Source organism: Granulicella paludicola, from assembly GCF_025685545.1.
In the GTDB taxonomy this organism is placed as follows: Bacteria; Acidobacteriota; Terriglobia; order Terriglobales; family Acidobacteriaceae; genus Granulicella; species Granulicella paludicola.
Map to the genome: position 1 here is coordinate 408,987 of NZ_JAGSYC010000026.1, position 20,490 is coordinate 429,476.

General features: G+C 57.9%; 13 protein-coding genes. 7 read left to right on the forward strand and 6 right to left on the reverse strand.

Annotated features, from left to right (window positions below; genetic code table 11):
- Positions 1–432: 432 nt before the first annotated feature.
- Positions 433–2,835, reverse strand: coding sequence for an amylo-alpha-1,6-glucosidase (locus OHL14_RS17315; RefSeq protein ID WP_396271433.1), 2,403 nt, complete (start codon positions 2,833–2,835; stop codon positions 433–435).
- 121 nt (positions 2,836–2,956) lie between these two features.
- Between OHL14_RS17315 and OHL14_RS17320 the strand changes: the two genes are divergently transcribed.
- Genes OHL14_RS17320 through OHL14_RS17330 form a run of 3 tightly spaced genes read left to right on the forward strand, consistent with a single transcriptional unit; the run spans position 2,957 to position 7,027 of the window.
- Positions 2,957–3,496, forward strand: coding sequence for a hypothetical protein (locus OHL14_RS17320; RefSeq protein WP_263380635.1), 540 nt, complete (start codon positions 2,957–2,959; stop codon positions 3,494–3,496).
- Positions 3,497–3,501: 5 nt separating this feature from the next.
- Positions 3,502–5,295: a tetratricopeptide repeat protein gene (locus tag OHL14_RS17325; protein WP_263380636.1), complete on the forward strand. Its 1,794-nt coding sequence runs from the start codon at positions 3,502–3,504 to the stop codon at positions 5,293–5,295.
- 22 nt (positions 5,296–5,317) lie between these two features.
- Positions 5,318–7,027: a tetratricopeptide repeat protein gene (locus tag OHL14_RS17330; protein ID WP_263380637.1), complete on the forward strand. Its 1,710-nt coding sequence runs from the start codon at positions 5,318–5,320 to the stop codon at positions 7,025–7,027.
- Between the two features lie 67 nt (positions 7,028–7,094).
- Here the strand turns inward: OHL14_RS17330 and OHL14_RS17335 are convergent, their stop codons facing one another.
- Together OHL14_RS17335 and OHL14_RS17340 are read right to left on the reverse strand one after the other, a co-directional pair.
- Complete coding sequence (locus OHL14_RS17335; protein WP_263380638.1) at positions 7,095–10,772, reverse strand: TonB-dependent receptor; 3,678 nt, start codon at positions 10,770–10,772, stop codon at positions 7,095–7,097.
- Positions 10,773–11,307: 535 nt separating this feature from the next.
- The gene (locus OHL14_RS17340; RefSeq protein ID WP_263380639.1) at positions 11,308–12,552 is read right to left on the reverse strand and encodes an FAD-dependent oxidoreductase; all 1,245 of its coding nucleotides are present in this window, start codon (positions 12,550–12,552) and stop codon (positions 11,308–11,310) included.
- 192 nt (positions 12,553–12,744) lie between these two features.
- Between OHL14_RS17340 and OHL14_RS17345 the strand changes: the two genes are divergently transcribed.
- Together OHL14_RS17345 and OHL14_RS17350 are read left to right on the forward strand one after the other, a co-directional pair.
- The gene (locus OHL14_RS17345) at positions 12,745–13,974 is read left to right on the forward strand and encodes a dipeptidase (RefSeq protein WP_263380640.1); all 1,230 of its coding nucleotides are present in this window, start codon (positions 12,745–12,747) and stop codon (positions 13,972–13,974) included.
- A 5-nt stretch (positions 13,975–13,979) separates the two neighbouring features.
- Positions 13,980–14,417, forward strand: a complete 438-nt coding sequence (locus OHL14_RS17350) for a hypothetical protein (protein ID WP_263380641.1) — start codon at positions 13,980–13,982, stop codon at positions 14,415–14,417.
- 44 nt (positions 14,418–14,461) lie between these two features.
- On the opposite strand, the gene OHL14_RS17355 is transcribed toward OHL14_RS17350, so the two are convergent.
- Both OHL14_RS17355 and OHL14_RS17360 read right to left on the reverse strand, forming a co-directional pair.
- A complete protein-coding gene (locus OHL14_RS17355) occupies positions 14,462–14,953 on the reverse strand; it encodes a Rid family hydrolase (protein WP_263380642.1) in 492 nt (163 codons plus the stop codon).
- Positions 14,954–14,980: 27 nt separating this feature from the next.
- Entirely contained in the window at positions 14,981–16,525 is a 1,545-nt protein-coding gene (locus OHL14_RS17360) for a flavin monoamine oxidase family protein (protein ID WP_263380643.1), read from the reverse strand.
- Positions 16,526–16,869: 344 nt separating this feature from the next.
- On the opposite strand from OHL14_RS17360, the gene OHL14_RS17365 reads away from it, so the two are divergent.
- Entirely contained in the window at positions 16,870–18,141 is a 1,272-nt protein-coding gene (locus OHL14_RS17365; RefSeq protein ID WP_263380644.1) for an ABC transporter permease, read from the forward strand.
- Positions 18,142–18,433: 292 nt separating this feature from the next.
- Positions 18,434–19,807, forward strand: coding sequence for a hypothetical protein (locus OHL14_RS17370; protein WP_263380645.1), 1,374 nt, complete (start codon positions 18,434–18,436; stop codon positions 19,805–19,807).
- 96 nt (positions 19,808–19,903) lie between these two features.
- Here the strand turns inward: OHL14_RS17370 and rplI are convergent, their stop codons facing one another.
- The gene (gene rplI / locus OHL14_RS17375) at positions 19,904–20,437 is read right to left on the reverse strand and encodes a 50S ribosomal protein L9 (protein WP_263380646.1); all 534 of its coding nucleotides are present in this window, start codon (positions 20,435–20,437) and stop codon (positions 19,904–19,906) included.
- Between the last annotated feature and the right edge of the window lie 53 nt (positions 20,438–20,490).

Sequence of the window (20,490 nt, forward strand, 5' to 3'; positions counted from 1 at the left end):
TTGCCGTCGATGCGAGAAATTTGAAAACTCCACCAAAGAGGTCCCTCATTTGAACCGAAGCCTCACGCCTCCATCGCGATGCGCAGCGGAGAAACCCCGCATTTGCAGTAGCGATGTGCGAAGCGCGGGCCAGTTCACACTCCTGCTCACTCGGACCTAAAGAGCTTCCCCATCTCCTATTGGCTGCGCTCCGCCGCAAATCCTTGTCAAGCCCCCAACCCCCTTATCTCGTTCATTGCAAAGGGAATAAATCTTGCATGTTTGCTCATCGCCACTTGATAAAATAGAAATAGAGATCAAAAGAAACGCTCGTGGGTCATTTGATCTCGCATGTACCAGCATCCCTATTGCTTGCAATACTTTTACGCTAGACTTCAGCCTAAGTTGCTCGTTATGAATACTTTAGGCCAAAATTAGGGGTGGGGGGGTACCTCACCATCGCAAGGTGACGACCTGCGTCTGATATCCCCTTCCCGGAAACTTCACTCGCAACTCATCTCCTGTTAGCGCCGCTCCCTCAGCGCGCACAGAAACAGCGTCATTCTTCCTCACCCGCAATACGTTTTCAGTTCCGCCAACACCTTCCAACTCCAGCCGCAGTTCGTGCGCCTCATACGTCGTCTGCAGCACCTTCATCTGCGACGTCCGCGCTCCTCGCGCTGGCTCCGCATGCGTCAAAGAGAGCTCAACCGCAGGCAACGGAACCCGCAGCATCGTTCCGCCACCGGCGAGCGTCACCTTCGGCCCCGCAATCTGCGTCAGCGACACGACCATCGCTCGCGGCTCGCGCTTGTAACTCACATCAACAACCGCGTCGCCCACGCGCAGACGTCGCACCGCCGCTTCGTTCCAGTCCGCAGGCAAACGCGGTTCCACCTTCACCGTATGCTTCAACGCATCCACGCCCAGTCCAAACATCCCGCGCAGCACCGGCGTAATCACCATCGCCGACGACCACAGTTGATGACTCGTACTGCGCCCAAACGGCTCGTAGAAGGCCCCCGAAAGCAGCTCCGTCACCGCCCCAAGGTCCTGCGCTCGCGTCAACGACGCGTTTTGCATCAACATCTCGTAACCCGCCAACGGCTGTCCGCCACGATACTCCGCCAGCGACGCCCAGCCCGTAAACAATGGCCACACCGAACCTTGGTGATAACTCGTCGGGTCATACACCGAAGCGGTCTCATCCACATCGCGCGTACCCCAGTCCGTATCGATGCGATGTGACGCCCACGCGCGCAGACTTGCCTTCGGATGTTCGAGGCCCGCATCGCTGTTCCACCACGCCACCGCAGGAAACACCGTTGCCGTCATGTCCGCCTTGCCGTTGTCCCAGCTGAACGCGTATCTGCCTTCGCGAAAGTACTCGCGCTCGATCGTCTTACCGACAGCCTCGGCCCTCGCTGCTGCCTTGTCCGCAGTCGCTGCATCGCCGAGCAACGTACTTAGCTGCGCCATCGCCAGCGAGGCCTGCTGATCCAGCAGCGCAAGATACACCTCCTGCTTCGGCATGCCTCCAGGCCAGCTTTCCACCCAGCCTGTTCCCTGCGTGTTGTCGTAGATGCCATCGCCGTCCGCATCATGCGTCGTCTCGAACTGCCAGGCCTTCATAACAGCCTCGCGATTCGCCTTCACATACGCAACATCGCCGCTGCTCTTCACGTAGTCCAGGAGCGTCGTCAGAAACAACGGAGTCGCATCGGCAGCCGCATACTCATACGGAAACTGCGCCCAGTCCAGCGTTCCCGCCGTCTGCGAATACTCATGCATCATCTTGCCGTCAGCCCGCTGCCGTTTTAGCAGAAAAGACAGTTCGGTCTTGCTCAGGTCGAAGTCGCCATAGCTGTTCAGCGCATAGATCGTATACAGCGCATCACGCCCGAAGTACCAGCCGAAGCCCGGTCGCGCCGAATCACCGGACGCGTAATAGCCCGCTACCAGCGCTGTCTCTCCGTCGGTGCTCTTCGCCCGCAGCTGTCCAATCGAGGTCTCGGCCCAGCCAAAGTTTTCGTTCAACTCCGTGTCCGGCGTCTGGATACTCGTTCGCTCAGCCTCCTGCTTCGCATAATTCGCTGCACTTGCCGCATAAATCTCCGGCAGCTGCTGATCTAGCTCAAGCAGCTTCGCATGCAGCGCCTCATTCGTCGCCGTCGCCTTCGTCTCACCTACGGCCATCAGCAGCGGGTACATCTGGTCTCCATCGACCTTCGGGTCGTAGCGCAGTTTTAACTCCAGCGGATGCACCTTCGGCCGCTCCTGGTAAGGAGCCATCACGCCATCGACGGCACCGGGTAAAGCGATCGCTCCCGCAAACTCGGGATAGTCCGTATGCAGCACGTAGTAGCCGCTCTTGCCCTCATGGATCCATTCAGGCGAGACGCTGCCAAAGCCTCGCTCCGGCCACATCGGCCGCATCTCCGGCGTAAAGCTGAGCTGCAGATTCAGCGGACTAACCGAGTCGAGCTGAAGCAGCACCACCGCTCCCGTTCCATCCGGTGCTTTGTCCGGTGCGAAGATCGTCATCTTCAACGTCATCGCAATGTGCGAAAACGTGATCGTCGTGCGGTCAGGTCGCACCTCGATCTGTCGCGCCATCGAGGTGATGTCCAACGGCACCGCGTAGTTGTCCACGTGGGCTTCGATCTGCAGATGGCTCATCAGCTTAACCGGCAGAATCCAGCTCTCGAACTCGCCCTGCTGCTGGCCCACGATCACACCCTGCGGCCCAGCCACGGTGAACGGCACGCCTGTCTGCACAGCTTCACTCAACATCGGCCCATCGAGCCGCATCGGGAACGACTTCAACGGTTGCAACGCGGTGCTTTGACCCAACACTGCAGCATTTACCAGAAGGCATAACCAACCCAAACTACGACTCGTCATCGATAGACCCTTTCAAGACGGCTACATTCTATCTTGCAAGCTGTGCCTCCGGTTCCGTAGGATGACCCGTATCATGAATCGCTGCCTGAACGTCCTGCGCCACGCCCTAATCGCCTTCCTGTTCGTGGGAGCTGTCGCCGCCAGCGCTCAGGCTGCGCCCGCTACTCCAGCACCCGGCATCGTCAATCGCACCGAAGCGACCGCCATTCTTCCAGACAAGGTCTTCTATCGCGGCCAGTCAGCCACGATTCAGGGCCGCAACTCCGGCGGCATTCGTGTCGCCGACGGCAAGCTCGTTCTCTTCGCGATCGTCGACACCTCTGGATATTCAAGCTCTGTGCAGGAGACCTATCAGGCGTATCTGATCACTGAGGTCAAGCTCCACATCGGCGATCAGACGCTCGCCCCCGGCGCGTATGGTTTCGGCTTCGTCGCCAACGACAAGATGGTCGTCATGGATCTTGGAGCCAATGAACTCGCACGCGTCGCGACCCTGAAAGATCCGGCGATGGCTCGCCCGACACCGCTTCAGGTTCTCGCCGATGCGGCAGCAAACCACTATCGTCTGTACCTCGGCCGCAGCTATGTCGTCGTTTCGCCTGAAGCTAAGTAATCGCCATGACAATGCAGCGCCATTCCAGTTGGCAGAGCCGCCTGACCCTTCTGCTTGCAGGCGTTGCCGTCCCTTGTTTCGCCTTCGCACAGCAGGACAACGCCACGCTTGATCAGGCGAAAGCAGCCATGGCCTCGGGCATCACCGCAGCTCAGAAGGGTGATCTCGCCGCAGCGCAGAATGCATTTTCAAATGCCGTCTCACTGGCACCGCAGGTATCGGCGACTCACGCAGCGCTGGGCTCCGTACTTCTCGAAGAAGGTGAGATCGACCGCGCGGACAAAGAGCTCACCACCGCTCATGCCCTGGCGCCCAGCGACCTTGCTACCGATCTCAACCTCGCAAGAGCCGAGGTGGCAAAGGCGCGTTACATCACTGCGGTGGCTCTCTTTCAGCTGGCGCTCTCGGACAGCTCCAAACCCGAACTTTCACCCGCCGAAGCCATCTCCTACGCAACCGCGCTGGACGCCACAGGCGATGCTTCGACGGCGCAGACTGCGCTAACCAACGCTCTTGCTGCCGCGCCTAACTCGGCGCAGCTTCACGATGCGCTCGGCACACTTTACGCGAAGCAGACGGATCTGACGAACGCTTTGCCACATTTCAAGCAAGCAGTCACCCTCGATCCCGCCAACTCTATGGCGCAATACCATTTGGGCGCGACGCTGCTTGCCTTGAACCAGCCCGATGCTGCTATCGCTCCTTTACAGCTTGCGGCCAAGACCAACCCGAATAGCTTTGACTTCCAACTACAACTAGGCCGCACGCTTTCTTCGTTAGGTCGCGACGAAGAGGCCCTTATGGAGCTTCATCGCGCCACGCAACTGAGCGCCTCGGTCACGAACGTGCAATCGCTCTATGCGCTCGCGCTCGCCCTGCAAGCCAGTGGAGACGCGTCTGCAGCCCTGCCTCTCTTCGCCGCAGCTACGTCTGATCCTAAGGCTTGGAAACCCGCGGAATACGGCTCCGCGCTGATCAACGTCGCCCTTGCGCACGTGCAAACAGGCGATGCTAAAGGCGCCGTGCAGCTTTACGAAAAGGCGCTCGCTGTCGGCCCCGATTCGCCCACGCTGCGTGAGGATTTTGGAGCTGCGTATCTGCAGCGGCAGGAGCTCGACCACGCGATTACACAGTTTCAAGCAGGGCTTGACCTCGATGCCAGCAGCGCGCATTTGCATTACGATCTCGGACTTGCCCTGAAGTTGAAGGACAATCTGGCCGCTGCGATTCCTGAGTTTGAACGCGCTGCTGCGCTCGATCCCTCCCTGCCCGATCCGGCGTTCACACTGGGCGTGATTTATATGCAGCAGGGCAAGTTCGCAGAGTCAGCTGCACAATTGAAGCGCGCCGTTGAACTCCAGCCCGCCAACGGAGACGCATGGGCTCTGCTTGGCAGCACGCTGCGCGACTCTGGCGATCCCGCAGGCGCCATGGACGCGCTGAAGCATGCAGTCATGCTTCAACCCGGACAGCCGAACCTGCACATCGAAATCGCGGCCCTTGAGTCGCAGGCGGGACATAAAGAAGAAGCAGCAGTCGAACGCAAGCTCGCTGCTGATCTTAGCCGCGCTGTCGTGAGCCATCAACGCGCCAGCTTCGCCTTGAAGAGCGGTAAGGCGCTGCTTGCGCAGAACAAGCTCGACGATGCGCTCGTGCAACTGAACACCGCGACGCAGGCCGACCCGAAATCAGCGGACGCGCACCAGCTACTCGCGGAGGTGTACGCTCGTCAGGGCAAGGCTGCGGACGCCGCCTTGGAACGCAGTCGCGCGGCAGAGCTCGCCGCACCCGTGAAGTAGCTCTGTCCTGTTCACAACACCTATGCGCCGTTACGCTCCAACCCGAAGAAGTATCCTCGCCGCGTTTTGCAGCCTGTCCATCGCTGCGGCGATACTCTGCGGAACGCGTGCGACGCGGGTGCACGCTGCCTCACAACCAGCGACAGTTGTGCCTCTCGCGAATCCTGATAAGGTCTGCGCAAGCTGTCATAAGGTCATCTACGATCGCTACGAGCAGACAGCCATGGCGCGCGGCAGCGGTGTCGCAACGGACGGACTTCTTCCGGGCAGCTTTCACGACAAGACCTCCGGTATCGACTACAGCGTCTTCAAGCGCGATGGCGCAGCCTGGATGACCTACACCCGCGCTGCCACCAGTAAGCAGGGCGAACTCTCCGGCGAGCAGCAGCTTCTCTACTACATAGGCTCAGGGCATCGCGGCCGCACGTATCTCATGCAGCAGCGCGGCCAATGGTTCGAGCTGCCCATCAACTACTACACGCGCCAAAGCGCCTGGGCAATGGCTCCGGCCTTCGACAACCGCGCCACGATGCCCGCTCCGCTACCTGTTGATCCGAACTGCCTGCATTGCCACGCAACCGACATCCAGCCGAACCTGTCCACCGCGCGAAGCCGCTTCGCCACCGTGCCTTTCCGGCAGGGAGGCATTGGCTGCAGTTCGTGTCATGGCGATCCGACACAGCACCTCGCGACACATGGCCACGGCGCGATCGTGAACCCCGCGAAGCTCAGCGTCGCGCGGCGCGACAGCTCCTGTATCCAGTGCCATCTTGAAGGCAACGCGATCGTCTATCGACCGGGCAAGTCGCTCGCCCAGTTCAAAGCAGGCGATGACCTTGCCGACTTCGCTGTGTACTTCGTTCGCTCGCATGAGGAAGGCGATGGTCGTCGTGCTACGAGCCAGTACGAAGCTTTGCTGCGCAGCGCCTGCAAGCGCTCCAGCGGCGATAAGCTCACTTGCACGACATGCCACGATCCACACTTTGACCCGTCACCTGCGGAGCGCGTGCAGTACTTCCGCGCGAAGTGCCTTGCGTGCCACACGGCTCCGGCGATGAAGACACACCACAGTGAAGAGCAGGATTGCGCGAAGTGTCACATGCTCTCACGCAATACCACCGACATCTCGCACGAGCAGGTAACGGATCATGACATCGAAGCGCGCCCGACAACTAGCGCGTCCGCACATTTTCTCGAAGCCGCTTCTGATGAGCTGGTTCCCGTTGGCGGCTTCCCTGCCGGAGACCGCGAGTATGGTTTGGCCTATGCGCAGGAAGCCCAGCAAGGGGATCGCCACGCAGCCGAACTCGCACTGACGCTGCTCACAGAGGCCGCTGCTGCCGGCGCGTCCGATCCTGAGCTGAACACGCGGCTCGGCTATCTGCAACAGATCAGTGGACAGCCAGAAAAGGCCCGCGCCTCTTATACGGTGGTGCTCAATGCGGACCCTTACGAGCCAAGCGCACTGGCGAATCTTGCCGTGCTGGATGCAGCCGCAGGACGTCTCAACGAAGCGACTCGTCTTCTCGAGCGCCTCGTCGCAAGCGACCCCACGCAGACAGCCGCAGGGTTGAACCTTGTATACATCGACTGCAAACTCGGTCGTAGCGTGCAGGGCCTCACCGTCTTGCATCAGCTGGAAACAGCAAGCCCGGATGACCCTCAGCTCCGCACCTACGAGCGCACGGGGAACTTAGGCCAGCAACACTGTTCGCTAGCTGGCACACAGTGACTTACCTCTTGCGCAAAGCAAAGGCGCACCGAAGTGCGCCTTTGCTTTGTTGCGATGCATGCCGAGCTTAGAAACTAAGCCTGCCGCCAAGTTGCAGGATTCGACCGAAGCCGATCTGCGAATTGAGCAGACCGAACGACTGGCCTGACGTTGCAATGGCGGGCGTCGCTGTCGTGGAGGCCTGCGAGGTGGTGAGGGTCGTTGTGGGGTAACCGAACTGAGGTGTGTTGTACAGGTTGAGCGCCTCGGCACGGAACTGGAAGTTGAAAGCACCGTAGATGTGGAATGTCTTGTTGATCGATGCTGTGGTGGTGTTCGAACCCGGAGCGCGGCAAGGGAGCGAACGAGAGGTATTGCCGTAGGTGAACGCAGGTGCAGGAGTAAATGCAGCTGAGTTCACGTAAGCCTTACCTGCCGCCAGACGTGCCTGCGGGCTTCCGGAGACGCATGCGTTGTGCGGGTCGCCAACAAGGTTAGGACGTTGATACGAACCACCGATGCCTGTCGTGCCGTAGTTGGTCGATTGATCTGTCTGGATCACCGAGAGGGGTACACCATTCTGGTCTACGACCTCATAGTTAATCGTCCATCCGCCTACAGCAGCATCGCGCAAATGACCGCCAAAACCGCTTGCCGTGCCCATGTACTTGCGGCCTTTTCCGAAGGGCAGATCGTAAACGACAGCAGCCGTCACACGGTTGGGAATGCTGTTGATCGAACGAGCATACTCGGCACCGATGTTGTAGTTATCCTGCGCGCCGTAGGTGGAGAAGACCTGCGAACCGGTTCCGTACAGATTGTCCCAGTTAGAAGACCAGGTGTACGTACCCAGAATCGTGAGGCCCTTAGCCATGCGCTTCTCCGCCTTGAAGGCCAGAGAGTTATACCAGGAGTAGCCATCCGACACCGAGGCGGTGATAGAGGTGAACTGCGGGTATGGAAGCAGAAGCTGTCCCTGCGCGATCGTCTTGTTCGACGCTGAGGCGGTACCTGTTGCCGGGATGCCACCGATCGTTGTCGCCGAATAAGGATTCGTGACCTTCGTCGCAAGGCTCTGACCGTAATTCGCTCCGCCCGGTGCATACGTTGCAAGGACCGAGTCCGGAATCTGATTGATGTTCACAGAGTTGTAGAAGTTATTGCCGTGCGCTCCAACATACGCGATCTTGACAATAACGTCCTTGGGTAGCTGACGCTGAATGTCGAGCGAATACTGCTCCACGTAGGAGACTTGGCGCTTTGTATCCTGCACGGCAAGAGAGCCGCCAACCCCTGTCAGCGGTCCAAGCGTATTGCCTGTCGGCTGTAGGAGGACGCTTGCGCCGCCACTGCTGAACGGATTCGACAGATACGCGTTCGTACCTACGGCGGCCGGACCCGTAGCGTTGCCGGGCGCGTAGCTGGTGACCTGCGAATAGCCCGCTGTTTCAGGGGCGATTCCTACCGGAGCGTAGAACAGACCAAAGCCGGCATGGACAACGGTGTCCTTCATCGGCGAGTAGGAGACACCGATGCGAGGCGAAAACTTCGCATGGCTCGGCTGGCAGCAGTGGATGGGTGCACCATTGACGCCAGCAAACTCCAAGCCGCCTTTGAGATTTACCGTCGCGCCCGCTCCGTTGGTATAAGAAGCCGTCGAGTTCGGGTTGAAGCCAACGTTGTACTTGTTGTGGGCTTCGAACTGGCCAAGCTCGTACTCGTAACGAATACCAGCATTGATGGTCAGCTTATCGTTTACGCGGATATCGTCCTGAAGGAAAACCGAGTTGTAGGTTTCCTTGTTGTAGAAAGGACCTGCGTTGAGCTGCATAGTCGCGCTGCTGGGCAGGCCCATCTGTGCATCGGCAAAGCCTGCAGGACCGTTCGATGATAGCGATCCGCCGCCGGCCACCGAGTATTGTCCGTCAAAGTTGAAAATGCCTGCTGAGCCGGTTGTGGGAGACGTGCGGTAGTTGAAGGCGCGGAAGACATACCCCGCCTTGAAGGTATTGCGTCCGAGTGTTTTGGTGATCACGGCTACGAAGTTATTCGAAGCCTGAACAGTGGGACCGCTGCTCGCGCTGCCAAGCAGCGTGCCAGTAAAGTTAGTCACGTTCGTGAAGGCAAACGCCGGGAAGGTCTGCGACTGTTGCTGGCTAGTAAAGCTGGTTGGAAAGCCAGAACCGTTGAAACCCGTCGCCGAGTTGAAGCCGGTGGAATATTGTGGAGCTGAGCTGTAGTAACGATTGAATCCGTAGCCCACTGTGAGCAGCGTGCTGGAGTTCAACGTGAAGCTGTTGTTCCAGATCGTGGAATCGAAATAGCGGATTAGCTTGGTGCAATTGCAGTAATTGGTAACGAGGAAGAGGAGACCAGGTTCCTGGATCGCGTCGTGAAGGTACGAGGCTGAAGAGGTCCACCAGGGCGCGAAGGTATGCTCCAGCTTGCCCACGTACTCGTCCGAGCGAGTCTTGAAACTTTGTGTGGCGAGGACGTAGTTCGGTGCCTGAGCTCCGGAGGCTGTAGTTGTGCCGTAGACATTGGTGTTTGTCGGCTTCGGAATCACGCTGAGGACGAAATTGCCGATCGGGTTGATGTAGCTCGATGGGATGACGTTCAGGGGGTCGGCTGCGCCGCCTGCCACACCACAGTCGCCAAGCTTGCTAAGGCGGCAAGTATCCGTTCCGTTCGCTGCACGTTGCGTGGGATCGTAGAGTGCCACGGCATCCGCCGAATAATCACCCGTGCGCTCGGCCGCAGTCGGCACGTAGAAAGAGTTCGTACCTGTGTTGGGCTGTCCTTGGCGGTAACCCTCTTCCGTCACCCAGAAGAAGGTGTTGTCCAGCCAGTGAGGCTTCTTGATCCAGTTCGGAGCGAGCGGACCGCCAACAGCACCGGAGTATAGGTAGGTTGTATCGCTCGGGGTTGCGAGATGATTCGGATTGAACCATACGTTCGCGGACCACGGAGTCTGACGCGTTTCGCCGTAGAGTTCGCCGTGATACTGCGAGGTGCCAACCTTCAGCGAGTTTGCAAACACACCACCACCGGTACGACCGACTTCAGCGTCGTACGTGTTGGTCTGGACCTTGGCCTCAGAGGTTGCATCCGGGGAAACGATGTAGGTCTCACCGCCCGAGGAGGTCGAGACCGGAATGCCGTCAACCGCGTAGCTGTTCGTGCCGCTGGGTGCGCCAGCGAGGGAGACCTGCGAGCTGCCTGTGGAATCCTCAGCGCGCACATAGCGCGGATCGCCGAGGGTCACAACGTTCGCATCGAGAGAGGCCAACAGGAAGGGGTTGCGTCCCAGGCTTGGGAGCTCCTGAATCTGTGTTTCGCTAAAGAGTTGTCCGCCCGAGGCGCTCGCAGTGTTCAAGGTCAGAGTATTGCTGGTGACTTCAACAGTCTCGGAGGTTTCGCCGATGGCAAGCGCTGCATCCACAGTGCTCGTATTACCGAGCGTCACAGTATTTCCGGTGGTCTCATATGTCTTGAAGCCAGCGACCGTCACCGTTACCGTGTACGTTCCTGGATCGACGCCACCGAAGAGATAGCTGCCGGAGGAGTTCGACATCACTGACCGCGAGACCTTCGTATCCTGGTTCGTCAGTGTGACCTTCGCACTTGCGATCAGACCGCCCTGCACATCCTTGACCTCTCCACGGAGGGAACCGTAGTTCGTCTGCGCCATCAAGTTGGAAACGCTAGCCAAAAATACGAATACGAGTGCGAGCCACGTGTACGGCTTTGCTGCGGACCTGTGCATGTTGCATGCCTCCAAGAAGTAGGTGAAGCAATGTGTGGATCTTTCACGAATCTGCTGCTGACAACGGACAGTGGCAGTTCGAGTAAGTAGCAGTCGGTGGTGGCCTGCGGCTGCAGGTTATGAAGAATGCCCTTACCGCAAGAGACAGAGCAGCAAGAGCGCGAGAAGACCCGCACCAGGTAGAAACTTATTTTTCGGAAAATTCTGAAGCTTCTGAGGAAGCTGCTGACTCAGCGTCGTCTTCGAGGACTGCGCTTGAATCGGATATACCCACTACGGTAGTGCCGATATTGTTTTTGAAAACGTCGGGCCGATGAGGAATCGCTGACCGTGAAGATTCACTGACAGAGCTGAGCGAAACTTAGGGATTCCCTTGACATTGCCAGCTTGTGAATGAGAAGTCAATAGAGTTGTTGCATCGGATATCGATCTTTCACTAGCAATAAGGACTCTTGCGTCTCCAGCGAATCCGCCTAAGTGTAATAACCTCATGGCGCTTACAGCTGCATTTCTCCTCGCGACAGGCAGCGAATGATTAGGCAGGTTTCTTCTTTTGCATCGCCGCCATGCGGTCGTATAACTCCGCCATTACGCCAATGCCCTCTTCTGCAAAGGCACGATCCGGCGTCTCGTTGGTGTCATTCCAGCCCTCGTCCTCGCCGCCCTTTGAGTACTGCATCACGATGCCATCACGGCGCGCCAGCATATTGAGTCCCTTGTAGCCGATGCCGTACTCCGCTCCCTCCTGCGGAATGAGCCATGCAATCTGCCCGCGCACCGGCACGATCGATTCGTCGCTCCACAGCGAGCGTCCGCCGTAGCCGGGGCAATTCACGATCACCTTCTGCGGCAGCGTAGTCAACTCCTGCGGCGAATGGAACTCCCGCGTCTCAATCTTGCCGCCGTTGATCAGAAAATCGTTCATCAGCTGGCGCGAGTAGTCCGCCACGTTGAAAGTCATGGAGCTGGAGCGTGCGACATACTTTGTCGGGAAGGGCGTCGAGCCTGCAGGCATCATGATGGGTCGCGGCGTCAGGTCTGCAATGCGACTGTTGAGATGGATAAAGTCATGCACCGGCGCGGGACGGTCGTCGCGCACGTTTGGATCAGGCGCGCCCGCACGGTTGCGTGGCTCCTCATCGCTGAGCTGCCAGCGGTCGGTCCACTCTACGGGGCTGCCGGGTGTGCCAAGGTAACTCTGGTAGTAGAAGAACGAGGCACGAGCCATCGCCTCCCAGTCCGCGCCGAAGCTCGAAGGCACAGCCGACGCAAGGGCTATACGCGAGTCCGGTGTCCAACTCCCTGTGGCCCGTGAACTTCGCGTATACGGAGCGCGTTCCTTCGCGTAAATCGTCACCTTTGCACCTGCGCGCTGTAGCATCGTCGCCGCTGTCAGACCCAGCGCCCCTGCGCCGAGGACTGCGATGTCCTGTGAGCCATCGGCAGCAACCATCGCGCTCTTGGTCGCAATCGCAGCTGCTCCCCATGAGAGAGACCAGCCACTGCCGCCATGCCCATAGTTGTGTACGACAGACTTATCGCCAACCTTCTCGATATCCATGCGCGGCCCCGCAGCGCGGAACGGCCGCAGGCAGACCGTAATGCGGAAGATACGATCGGCGTGGGCGCGAATAGGCACCAGAGGCTGATACTGGTCGTACAGCGGAAGGTTCGGTGCATAGTACTGTGGCGTCCGCACCTGCTTCTCGCAGCCGCTCAGGCCAAGCGCGCTGACCCCGGCAAGGGCGCCAGAGCCTTGCAGAAACGAGCGCCGGTTCATCGAATGCGAAAGAGATGCAGAGAAGCGAACCATCGAAAGACCTCGCGGAATGCAGAAATTTGGTTTCGGTCTTCGAACTATAACAGGCGGCGTTGCAGCCCTTTGATTTAGAGTAAGCACACACCCTACAGATGAGGAAGTGCTAACGCCGTGCGCAAATTCAGCTCTTTTGTTCTTTCGCCTCTCGCACTTATGCCGATCGCCTTTGCTCTGGTGGCCCAGAACCCCGCGTCCCCGCGACATGTAACGCAGGCAGAGGTAGATAAGATTACTCGCGAAGCGATCCTGATCGACACCCACGACGACGTCACCTCACGCACCGTAGACGGCTACAACATCGCGACGCCTAACAAGCGTGGCCAGACCGATCTCGCTCGCATGAAGGGCTTTCTGGGGGCGGAGTTTTTCGCAGTGTATGTGGATGCTTCTTATGTCGAAGGCAATCACTCCGCCAACCGCGCCCTGCAAATGATCGACACCGTTCGCACGGATATTGTCGCTGCACACCCAAACGACTTCGTCTTTGCGACTACGGCAGATGACATCGTCCGTGCCCATGCACAGCACAAGATCGCCGCGCTCGAAGGCATCGAAGGCGGCCACGCGATTGAAGATTCGCTGCGCCTGCTGCGCGATTACTACGCACTCGGTGTGCGGTACATGACGCTCACGCACTTCAACACGAACAATTGGGCTGACTCGCAGGGGGATGCCGAGAATCCGAAGGTGAAACACCATAACGGCCTTACCCCCTTCGGCAAAGATGTGGTGCGTGAGATGAATCGTCTCGGCATGATGGTCGATATCTCGCACACAGCTGACGCCACGTTTTACGATGCAATCGCGACCTCAACCGCTCCGGTCATCGCTTCGCACTCGTCCTGCCGCGCTGTCTCGTCCAACACGCGCAACATGACGGACGCGATGATCATGGCGCTCGCCAAGAATGGCGGCACCATGCAGATCAACTTCGACTGCGGCTATCTGTCGCAACGCTACGACGACGACTCCAAGCCCTTGCAGAAGGAGATGCGCGCCAAGTACCAGGAAGCGATGAAGATTGCCGATCCTGCGGCGCGCGAGGCAGCCACGGAAGCCCTGATGGCAGAGAGTGCGTCCAAGCTGCCCCCCGCTACGCTCGCCGATGTCGTTGCCAACATCAATCACGCCGTCAAAATCGGTGGCATTGACCACGTCGGCATTGGTACAGACTTTGATGGCGTGGGCTGCGTTCCTGCGGAGCTAAGCAGCTACGATAAATTTCCTGCACTCACACGGGCTCTGCTGGAAAAGGGCTATTCTGCCGAGGACATCAAGAAGATTTACGGTGGAAATCTTCTGCGCGTGATGAGCGCCGTTGAGCAGCGTGCTCATGATTTGAAGAACGAGCCAGCGATCGAAAGCTCCGTCGATAAGAAGTAGGCGCGATGAATCATCTACCAACGACCGAAGAGGAGATGACCAGCTTCCTGGCCGCCTTCGAAACAGGTGCGCTGCCGAAGGAGCGCTGGACGCACGGCGCTCATCTGCTCGGTGGTGCCTGGTATGTGCATCTACTTGGCGAAGAAGCGGCTCTGAAACACATGCGAGGGTGTGTGCAGCGCTACAACGTTGCAGTGGGCGGCCAGAATACGCCGACCTCCGGGTATAACGAGACGGTCACAGCTTTCTGGATCAAGCTGCTCAACGAGTTTCTCAAGAGCAGACAACCGATGGCTCGCTCCGAGTTCGTAAACCTTGCCGTAACGCACTTTGAACCGCAGCGTGACATCTACGCCCGCTACTACGACTTCGACGTGATCGCTTCTATCGAAGCGCGCGTCCGATGGATTCCGCCCAATCTGGCTGCGCTCAATGGTGAATGAAGAAGCGGCGAGACTTTTGGCCTCGCCGCTTCTTCATTCACAACTTACTTGCTCTTTACGGCTACGACCTGAATCTCAACGAGTCCCCAGCTGGTTGCGAGAGCGGCCACCTGCATTGCGGCACGCACTGGCTTGTTTGGCTGCTCGGGCGTTCCGAAGTAGGTGCTGTAGCCCGCGTTCATTCCAGCAAAATCCATCTTCCCTGTTGCAGGATCGGGGGCGAGGAAGACATCCATCTGCACGATGTCACCCATCGTCAGGCCCTGTGCCTTCAGGATCTTCTCGATCATCGACAGCGCGCTAAGTGTCTGCGTCTTCGTGTCACCATAAACCGCGGGCGTGCCCTTGGCTGCATCAGCAGGTGTGACAGGCTGAGCCATCTGCCCGGCAACGTAGAGCGTATCGCCAGCCCACACCGCGTTGGCAAATTTCTGCGTCGGCGTGCCGTACATGCGCGTCACTTTGGTCTGTGCCTGCGCTCCGCAACATGAAACAGCCAGCAAGGCCGCTCCCATCCACATGTTCTTCAGCTTCATTCCACTCTCCTTCGGTTCGGTTATTGGCTACGCGCTCTTTACCTTGTCGTTGATCATCTGCAGGGCTCGGATGCCGCTCAGGAAAGCACCCTCCTGCCAGCCTACGACATGGCTCATCGCATCACCTGCAAAGTAGATGGGGCCATCGGGCTGGTTCATCACATCGTACTCAGCAGCGGGCTGAGCGCCGATCCACGATCCCTCGTACCACTTCATCCGCTTCCAACCCACGAAAATTGGCTTCTCGAGCTTGTCTCCATGACCTGGATGCAACCGCTCCACGCTGCCGCGCGAACGAGCAAACATCTGTGGCAACGTCATCGTCTGAAAGCGGTCGATGCTCTCATCCTGATAGCCGGCAACGAGAATGCCGCGATCACTGAAGATATCAGCCGACGGATACCAGAGCGGGCTCGGCCCCTGCGAAAGGAACGACAGCCCGCCGTAGATGTTAAAGTCCTTCTCCCAGAACCGCGGCCCTTCCCACGCGATCTTGTACGATCCGCGATAGCTCGCCTTTGTCACAGCGTCCTGGTGCGCCGGATCCAGGTCTACCTTGATCTTCCGCAAGATCGTCAGCGGCATCGCACTCACGCAGTAATCGGCAGTAATGTGGGTTTCCTTGCCTTCCTTTAGATAGGTAACGGTCACACCTTTACCTGTCTTCGCGATTGCTGTCACGGGCGAGTTCAGATGCAGCACTGGGCCTAGAGCTTTTGCGAAGGCATACGGAATCGCGTCCATGCCGCCCTTCGGCTGGAACATCGTCGCCTGCCAGTCCCATGCCTCTTCGTACATCTCATAACCGAGGAAGTTTGCCTTGAGGATCGTATCGAGCGGAATCGTATCTTCGTTTACGATCATGTCCTGCGGTCCCGCGCCGGGATACTGCTTCAGGTCCGCGCGGTCTGAGCCCTTGTATTTTCCTGCCTTATCCAGCGGCCCGTAGTAACTGAGGAAATCCATCAACCGCTTCTTATCGTCGGTGCTGAACTCCTGGTCGAAACCGCCCCCGGCGACCGCCTTGCTCAGCAATTCACTCACATGTCCGCGCGAGTCGTTGATCACCTTGCGCTGCGCGTAGGGTTTGCCGCCGTTGATATGGTCGTTCTGCAGAAACGTTGACCGCGAGGTGTTGACCTCGATCTCCATCGGGATGTTGAACTGCCGCACATATCCCAGAGTGGTGCCGTGGATCGAAGGCAGACGTCCGGCCCCCATGTTTTGATAGAGCCCCTTCGTCCACTCAATGGTCTGCTTAGTGCCGTCCTCGAACTCGACCACGTCGCCGTTGCGACCGCTCCAGACGCGGCCACCGGGGCGATTGCCGGCTTCCAGCAGCGTCACCTCGTAGCCAAGCTTCTTCGCCTCGTAGGCGGTACACAGGCCAGCGACACCAGCGCCGACGACCACCAGCTTTGTTCCCTTACCCGAGCCCTGCTCCGCGCGCACATACGCGGGGTTCTCAGCCTTCATCGGCAGCAGACCAAGCGCCTGCATGGTAGCGAACGTAGCGCCATATCCGCTCATCTGGCCTACTCGTGTAAGAAAATCTCTTCTGGTCACGCTCATCGAAACACCTTTCGTCATGGCTGCGAGGTCCCCGAAGCTAATACGGGGAAGCTTACAAATGCTGGTCTGGATAGGGAATACGAGACAGCGTCAGCCTTCCGGCATCCTGGCCTGAAAGGGTCTGACAACCTGCGCAGGGGTATCCTGCAGGATTGACTTGATAGCTTCCGTTATACACCGCGCCCCGCCGCCCCTGTATGTGTTTGCCATCACAATCGCGCTGCCAGAAAGAACTGCTGCCACAGGTATTGGAACCGCGCCCATACCCCAAGCATCCAAATGACTGTTGCTGCTACGCTTATATTTGCTGCGATTTGCTGCCCGCAGCGAAGACGGAACCTTTCATGCCTACCGCCACTCCAACTCGCGACACCTTCGACAGTACACTGCGCAGTGCACGCTCCACCGTCGCCTTTCGCGAGACTATAAACCTCGCCATCGATAGCTTCAAGAGCAGCAAAACCCGCTTCCTGCTCACCATGCTCGGCATGGTCATCGGCTCGGCGTCGATCGTACTCGTCGTCACGGTCGGCCTCACCGGCAAGCAGTATGCGCTCGACACCATCTCCGGCCTCGGACCGAATAAGGTCGAGATGCAGTACTCCGGCGGCGAGGTGATGGGACCTGACAACGTCAGCTCCCCTGACTACATGACCCGCGAGGACATGAAAGTTGTCGACGATCAGGTACCCGGCATCGTTGCCAGTTCGCCTATGTTGGAGTATCACGATCGCATCGCCATTGGAAACGGCATCAGCAAAGACACCATGCTGCTGGGCGTAAGCCCGGAGTATAAGCAGGTCCGCAACTTGAAGGTGCTCGCTGGCCGTTTCTTTGACGATCAGGACGCCATCACCCATGCCAAGGTCGCCGTCATCTTCACTACGATGGCGAAGGAGCTTTTTGGAACCAACTCGCAGGCTGTCGGCCGTACTGTCTCCATACGCGGTATACCCTTCACAGTCATCGGAGTCTTCAAAGAGAGCATCGACACCTTCGGACAGTCCGAGATCTCCGAGCACACCATGCTCGTACCCTACGAAGTAGCTCGCTACTTCACCGGCTCCGACACGCTGAAGGAGATCTTCTTCAGCATGTCCTCTCCGCAGGAAGTTGAGCCCGGTGCCGCGAAGATCACGCAGATCATCCACAGTCGTCACCACAGCACCAGCGTCTATAAAGCCCAGACGCTTACCGACATTCTGCAGACGATGAATAAGATCGCGAATATGTTGAACGTTGTGCTGGTGCTCGGCGCGATTATTACACTGGTCGTCTCCGGCGTGGGCATCATGAACTCGATGCTGGCGAACGTGCAGTCGCGCATCCGCGAGATCGGTATCCGCAAAGCTCTCGGCGCCACAAGCCGCGAGATCCGCCTGCAATTCCTCACCGAAGCGGTGTTCCTCTCGCTCTCCGGGGGCCTGATCGGCACGGTCCTTGGCCTGATGCTTCCGCTGAGCGTACGCCTCTTCACCGACTTCGCCATTCCGATGTCCTGGCTCAGCGCCATCATCGCACTGCTGACCTCGGTCATCGTAGGCATCATCTTCGGTACCCTGCCCGCCAATCGTGCAGCCCGCCTCGATCCCGTGACCACGCTCAAATACGAGTGATGGATATCTAGAACCGTTTGTCTTTTTAACTCCAACACTGACCCTTTCTCCGCCGTCCGACCGCTGAGATGCTCCTAACGGATTTGAGAATGCACAACACTCAACACTCAACACTCAACACTCAACACTCAACACTCAATCAGAGTTTGAAAGTGTAGGTGGGCTTGCTTCCTGGCTTACAGGAATTTTTTGCGCTGCTGTTACAACCGTTTGCGCTGCTGTCGCGGTTCTTTACGCATGGCATTGGCCTCTCTTTGGGGACGAAGGAATTTTTCACTACATTGTCTTTGCGATGCGGCATGGTGCGAAGCCCTACGTTGACCTGAAGGATTTCAATTTTCCGGGAACCTATTTTCTGGAGTTTGTCGAGGTTCATTTCGTAGGCGCAGGCGATCAAGCCGCACGGATTTATGATCTGGCCCTTTGTATAGCGGCGGGTCTCGGCATGTGGCTTTGCTCGGAACGGCGCTACTGGCCCAAGGTGGGTGCGCTATGTGCCGCAGCCCTTTTGACACTGTTTCATCTACAGGACGGACTGGCTCAGGTCGGCCAGCGGGATTTTGCGATAGCGGCTTTGGCTCTCATCGCCTGCGGTGCGTTTCTCCGTTTGTCTCGCAGCTACCTACTTAGCTTGTTCGTCTTTGAAGCTTTCGTTGGACTAGCAGTCACCATAAAGCCTACTATCTTCCTACTCTTCTGGCTTCCCGTAATTTTGAGGTACGACGGCGAGCGTACCTCCAGCCGTATAAAGGCAAGCATTACTGGAGTTTGCGGAGCCCTTCTGGCACCATCACTGGCACTGATCTGGCTTTTTCGCAATCACGCCCTTCTTGGCTTCATGCGAGATATTCAAAAGTTAGGTGCGGTTCATGCGAGCTTAGGTCGCAAGTCTTTTGTCTTCCTGCTCGTGCATTCGGTTTCCCCCGTAATCAGTTTGGTACTCGTCTGCTCCGCCTTGACTGGCTTGGCAGCATATAAACATATCCATATCTGGTCACGTTCGCTTAGAGTGGTTGCATTCGCCGCACTCTCTGGATTCGTTTCCTATCTTTGCCAAGGCAAGGGGCTATCATATCAACGCTATCCTTTGTTGGGACCGCTGCTGCTTTTATGCTGCATTGTCTTGGTAAAGATGATCGAGCAAAAAGACAGATCACGGTATCTGTCACTAGCTGCACTCACTGTTTTTAGTTTTTGGTTCGCACTGCAGGCCACTAGCAAGACTGCCTCCTATGAGGCTTTAGCTCCGCTGGAGACGGAGCTTCAGACAGATCTCGCAGCCGCCCAGCGTCTCGTTCCCGGAAGGGTCCAGTGTCTTGATACCTATAGCGGTTGTTTAGCCACGCTTTACAATATGCGCCAGGTTCAGGACACCGGATATTTATACGACTGCTATTTCTTTACGCAGGATTCCCAGGAGCAGAAGGAGTATCGCGCCGATTTCATATCCGCTATAACTGCGTCTTTGCCTGGTCAGATCGTGATTACTAATCAGGATTGCTTTGCAGAGAACGCTGGCTTTTCGAGGCTCGACCGTTGGCCGCAACTCGCCACTCTTCTGCAAATGCACTACAAGCTATACGAGTCATGGCAGGCAGACCGGCAATATAAGTTGTGGAGCAGGTCGCAAAAGCAACCGGAGTTTCGGATTTACATATTGCGCTAGCTGGAAACACTTAGGAAGCATATCTATAACTAGCCCAAAACAGCAACGCCCCACTTCAATGAAGTGGGGCGTTGTTTTGAGAATTGCCAGTAAAAACTACTCGCGCTGGAAGTCCACTTCACCCTTGTAGGTGGAGCGGAATGCCGTGTCGTCGTCTTCCGGGGTTGCCGAGATCGGCTTCTCTGGAGCGTCGCTCTTGATCGTCACCTGCAGGTGGGCCGAAACCTCACGGTGCAGCTTGATCGGCACATGGAACTCGCCCACGGTGCGGAGTGGGTTTTCGAGGTGGATCTTGCGGCGGTCCACCTTGTAGCCCTGGTTCTCGAGCTCGTGCGCGATGTCCGACGAGGTGACAGAACCGAACAGCTGATCGCTGTCGCCGGTCTTGCGCTCGAAGGTGAGCACCAGCTCGTTGAGCTTGGCTGCGAGCTCTTCCGCGCCGCCCTTTTCAGAGGCCGACTTGCGGACGGCCGAAGCCTTCATCTGCTCGATGACTGCTTTATTCGCAGGCGTGGCCTCGATGGCCAGCTTGCCGGGCAGCAGGTAGTTGCGGCCGTAGCCGGCTGCAACCTTCACGACATCGCCGCGATGGCCCAGCTTGTTTACGTCTTCTTTGAGAATCACTTCCATGACTGTTCTCCAAATACTGCGTGCACAGAGCTCTGTGCGGTAGGAACCTTGGG

What these genes read in the sequence shown, in the direction of transcription:
- OHL14_RS17320 (WP_263380635.1), top strand. Translation starts at nt 2,957, where the DNA reads ATGAATCGCTGCCTGAACGTCCTGCGCCACGCCCTAATCGCCTTCCTG.
- OHL14_RS17325 (WP_263380636.1), top strand. Translation starts at nt 3,502, where the DNA reads ATGACAATGCAGCGCCATTCCAGTTGGCAGAGCCGCCTGACCCTTCTG.
- OHL14_RS17330 (WP_263380637.1), top strand. Translation starts at nt 5,318, where the DNA reads ATGCGCCGTTACGCTCCAACCCGAAGAAGTATCCTCGCCGCGTTTTGC.
- OHL14_RS17335 (WP_263380638.1), bottom strand. Translation starts at nt 10,772, where the DNA reads ATGCACAGGTCCGCAGCAAAGCCGTACACGTGGCTCGCACTCGTATTC.
- OHL14_RS17340 (WP_263380639.1), bottom strand. Translation starts at nt 12,552, where the DNA reads ATGAACCGGCGCTCGTTTCTGCAAGGCTCTGGCGCCCTTGCCGGGGTC.
- OHL14_RS17345 (WP_263380640.1), top strand. Translation starts at nt 12,745, where the DNA reads ATGCCGATCGCCTTTGCTCTGGTGGCCCAGAACCCCGCGTCCCCGCGA.
- OHL14_RS17350 (WP_263380641.1), top strand. Translation starts at nt 13,980, where the DNA reads ATGAATCATCTACCAACGACCGAAGAGGAGATGACCAGCTTCCTGGCC.
- OHL14_RS17355 (WP_263380642.1), bottom strand. Translation starts at nt 14,953, where the DNA reads ATGAAGCTGAAGAACATGTGGATGGGAGCGGCCTTGCTGGCTGTTTCA.
- OHL14_RS17360 (WP_263380643.1), bottom strand. Translation starts at nt 16,525, where the DNA reads ATGAGCGTGACCAGAAGAGATTTTCTTACACGAGTAGGCCAGATGAGC.
- OHL14_RS17365 (WP_263380644.1), top strand. Translation starts at nt 16,870, where the DNA reads ATGCCTACCGCCACTCCAACTCGCGACACCTTCGACAGTACACTGCGC.
- OHL14_RS17370 (WP_263380645.1), top strand. Translation starts at nt 18,434, where the DNA reads ATGCGGCATGGTGCGAAGCCCTACGTTGACCTGAAGGATTTCAATTTT.
- rplI (WP_263380646.1), bottom strand. Translation starts at nt 20,437, where the DNA reads ATGGAAGTGATTCTCAAAGAAGACGTAAACAAGCTGGGCCATCGCGGC.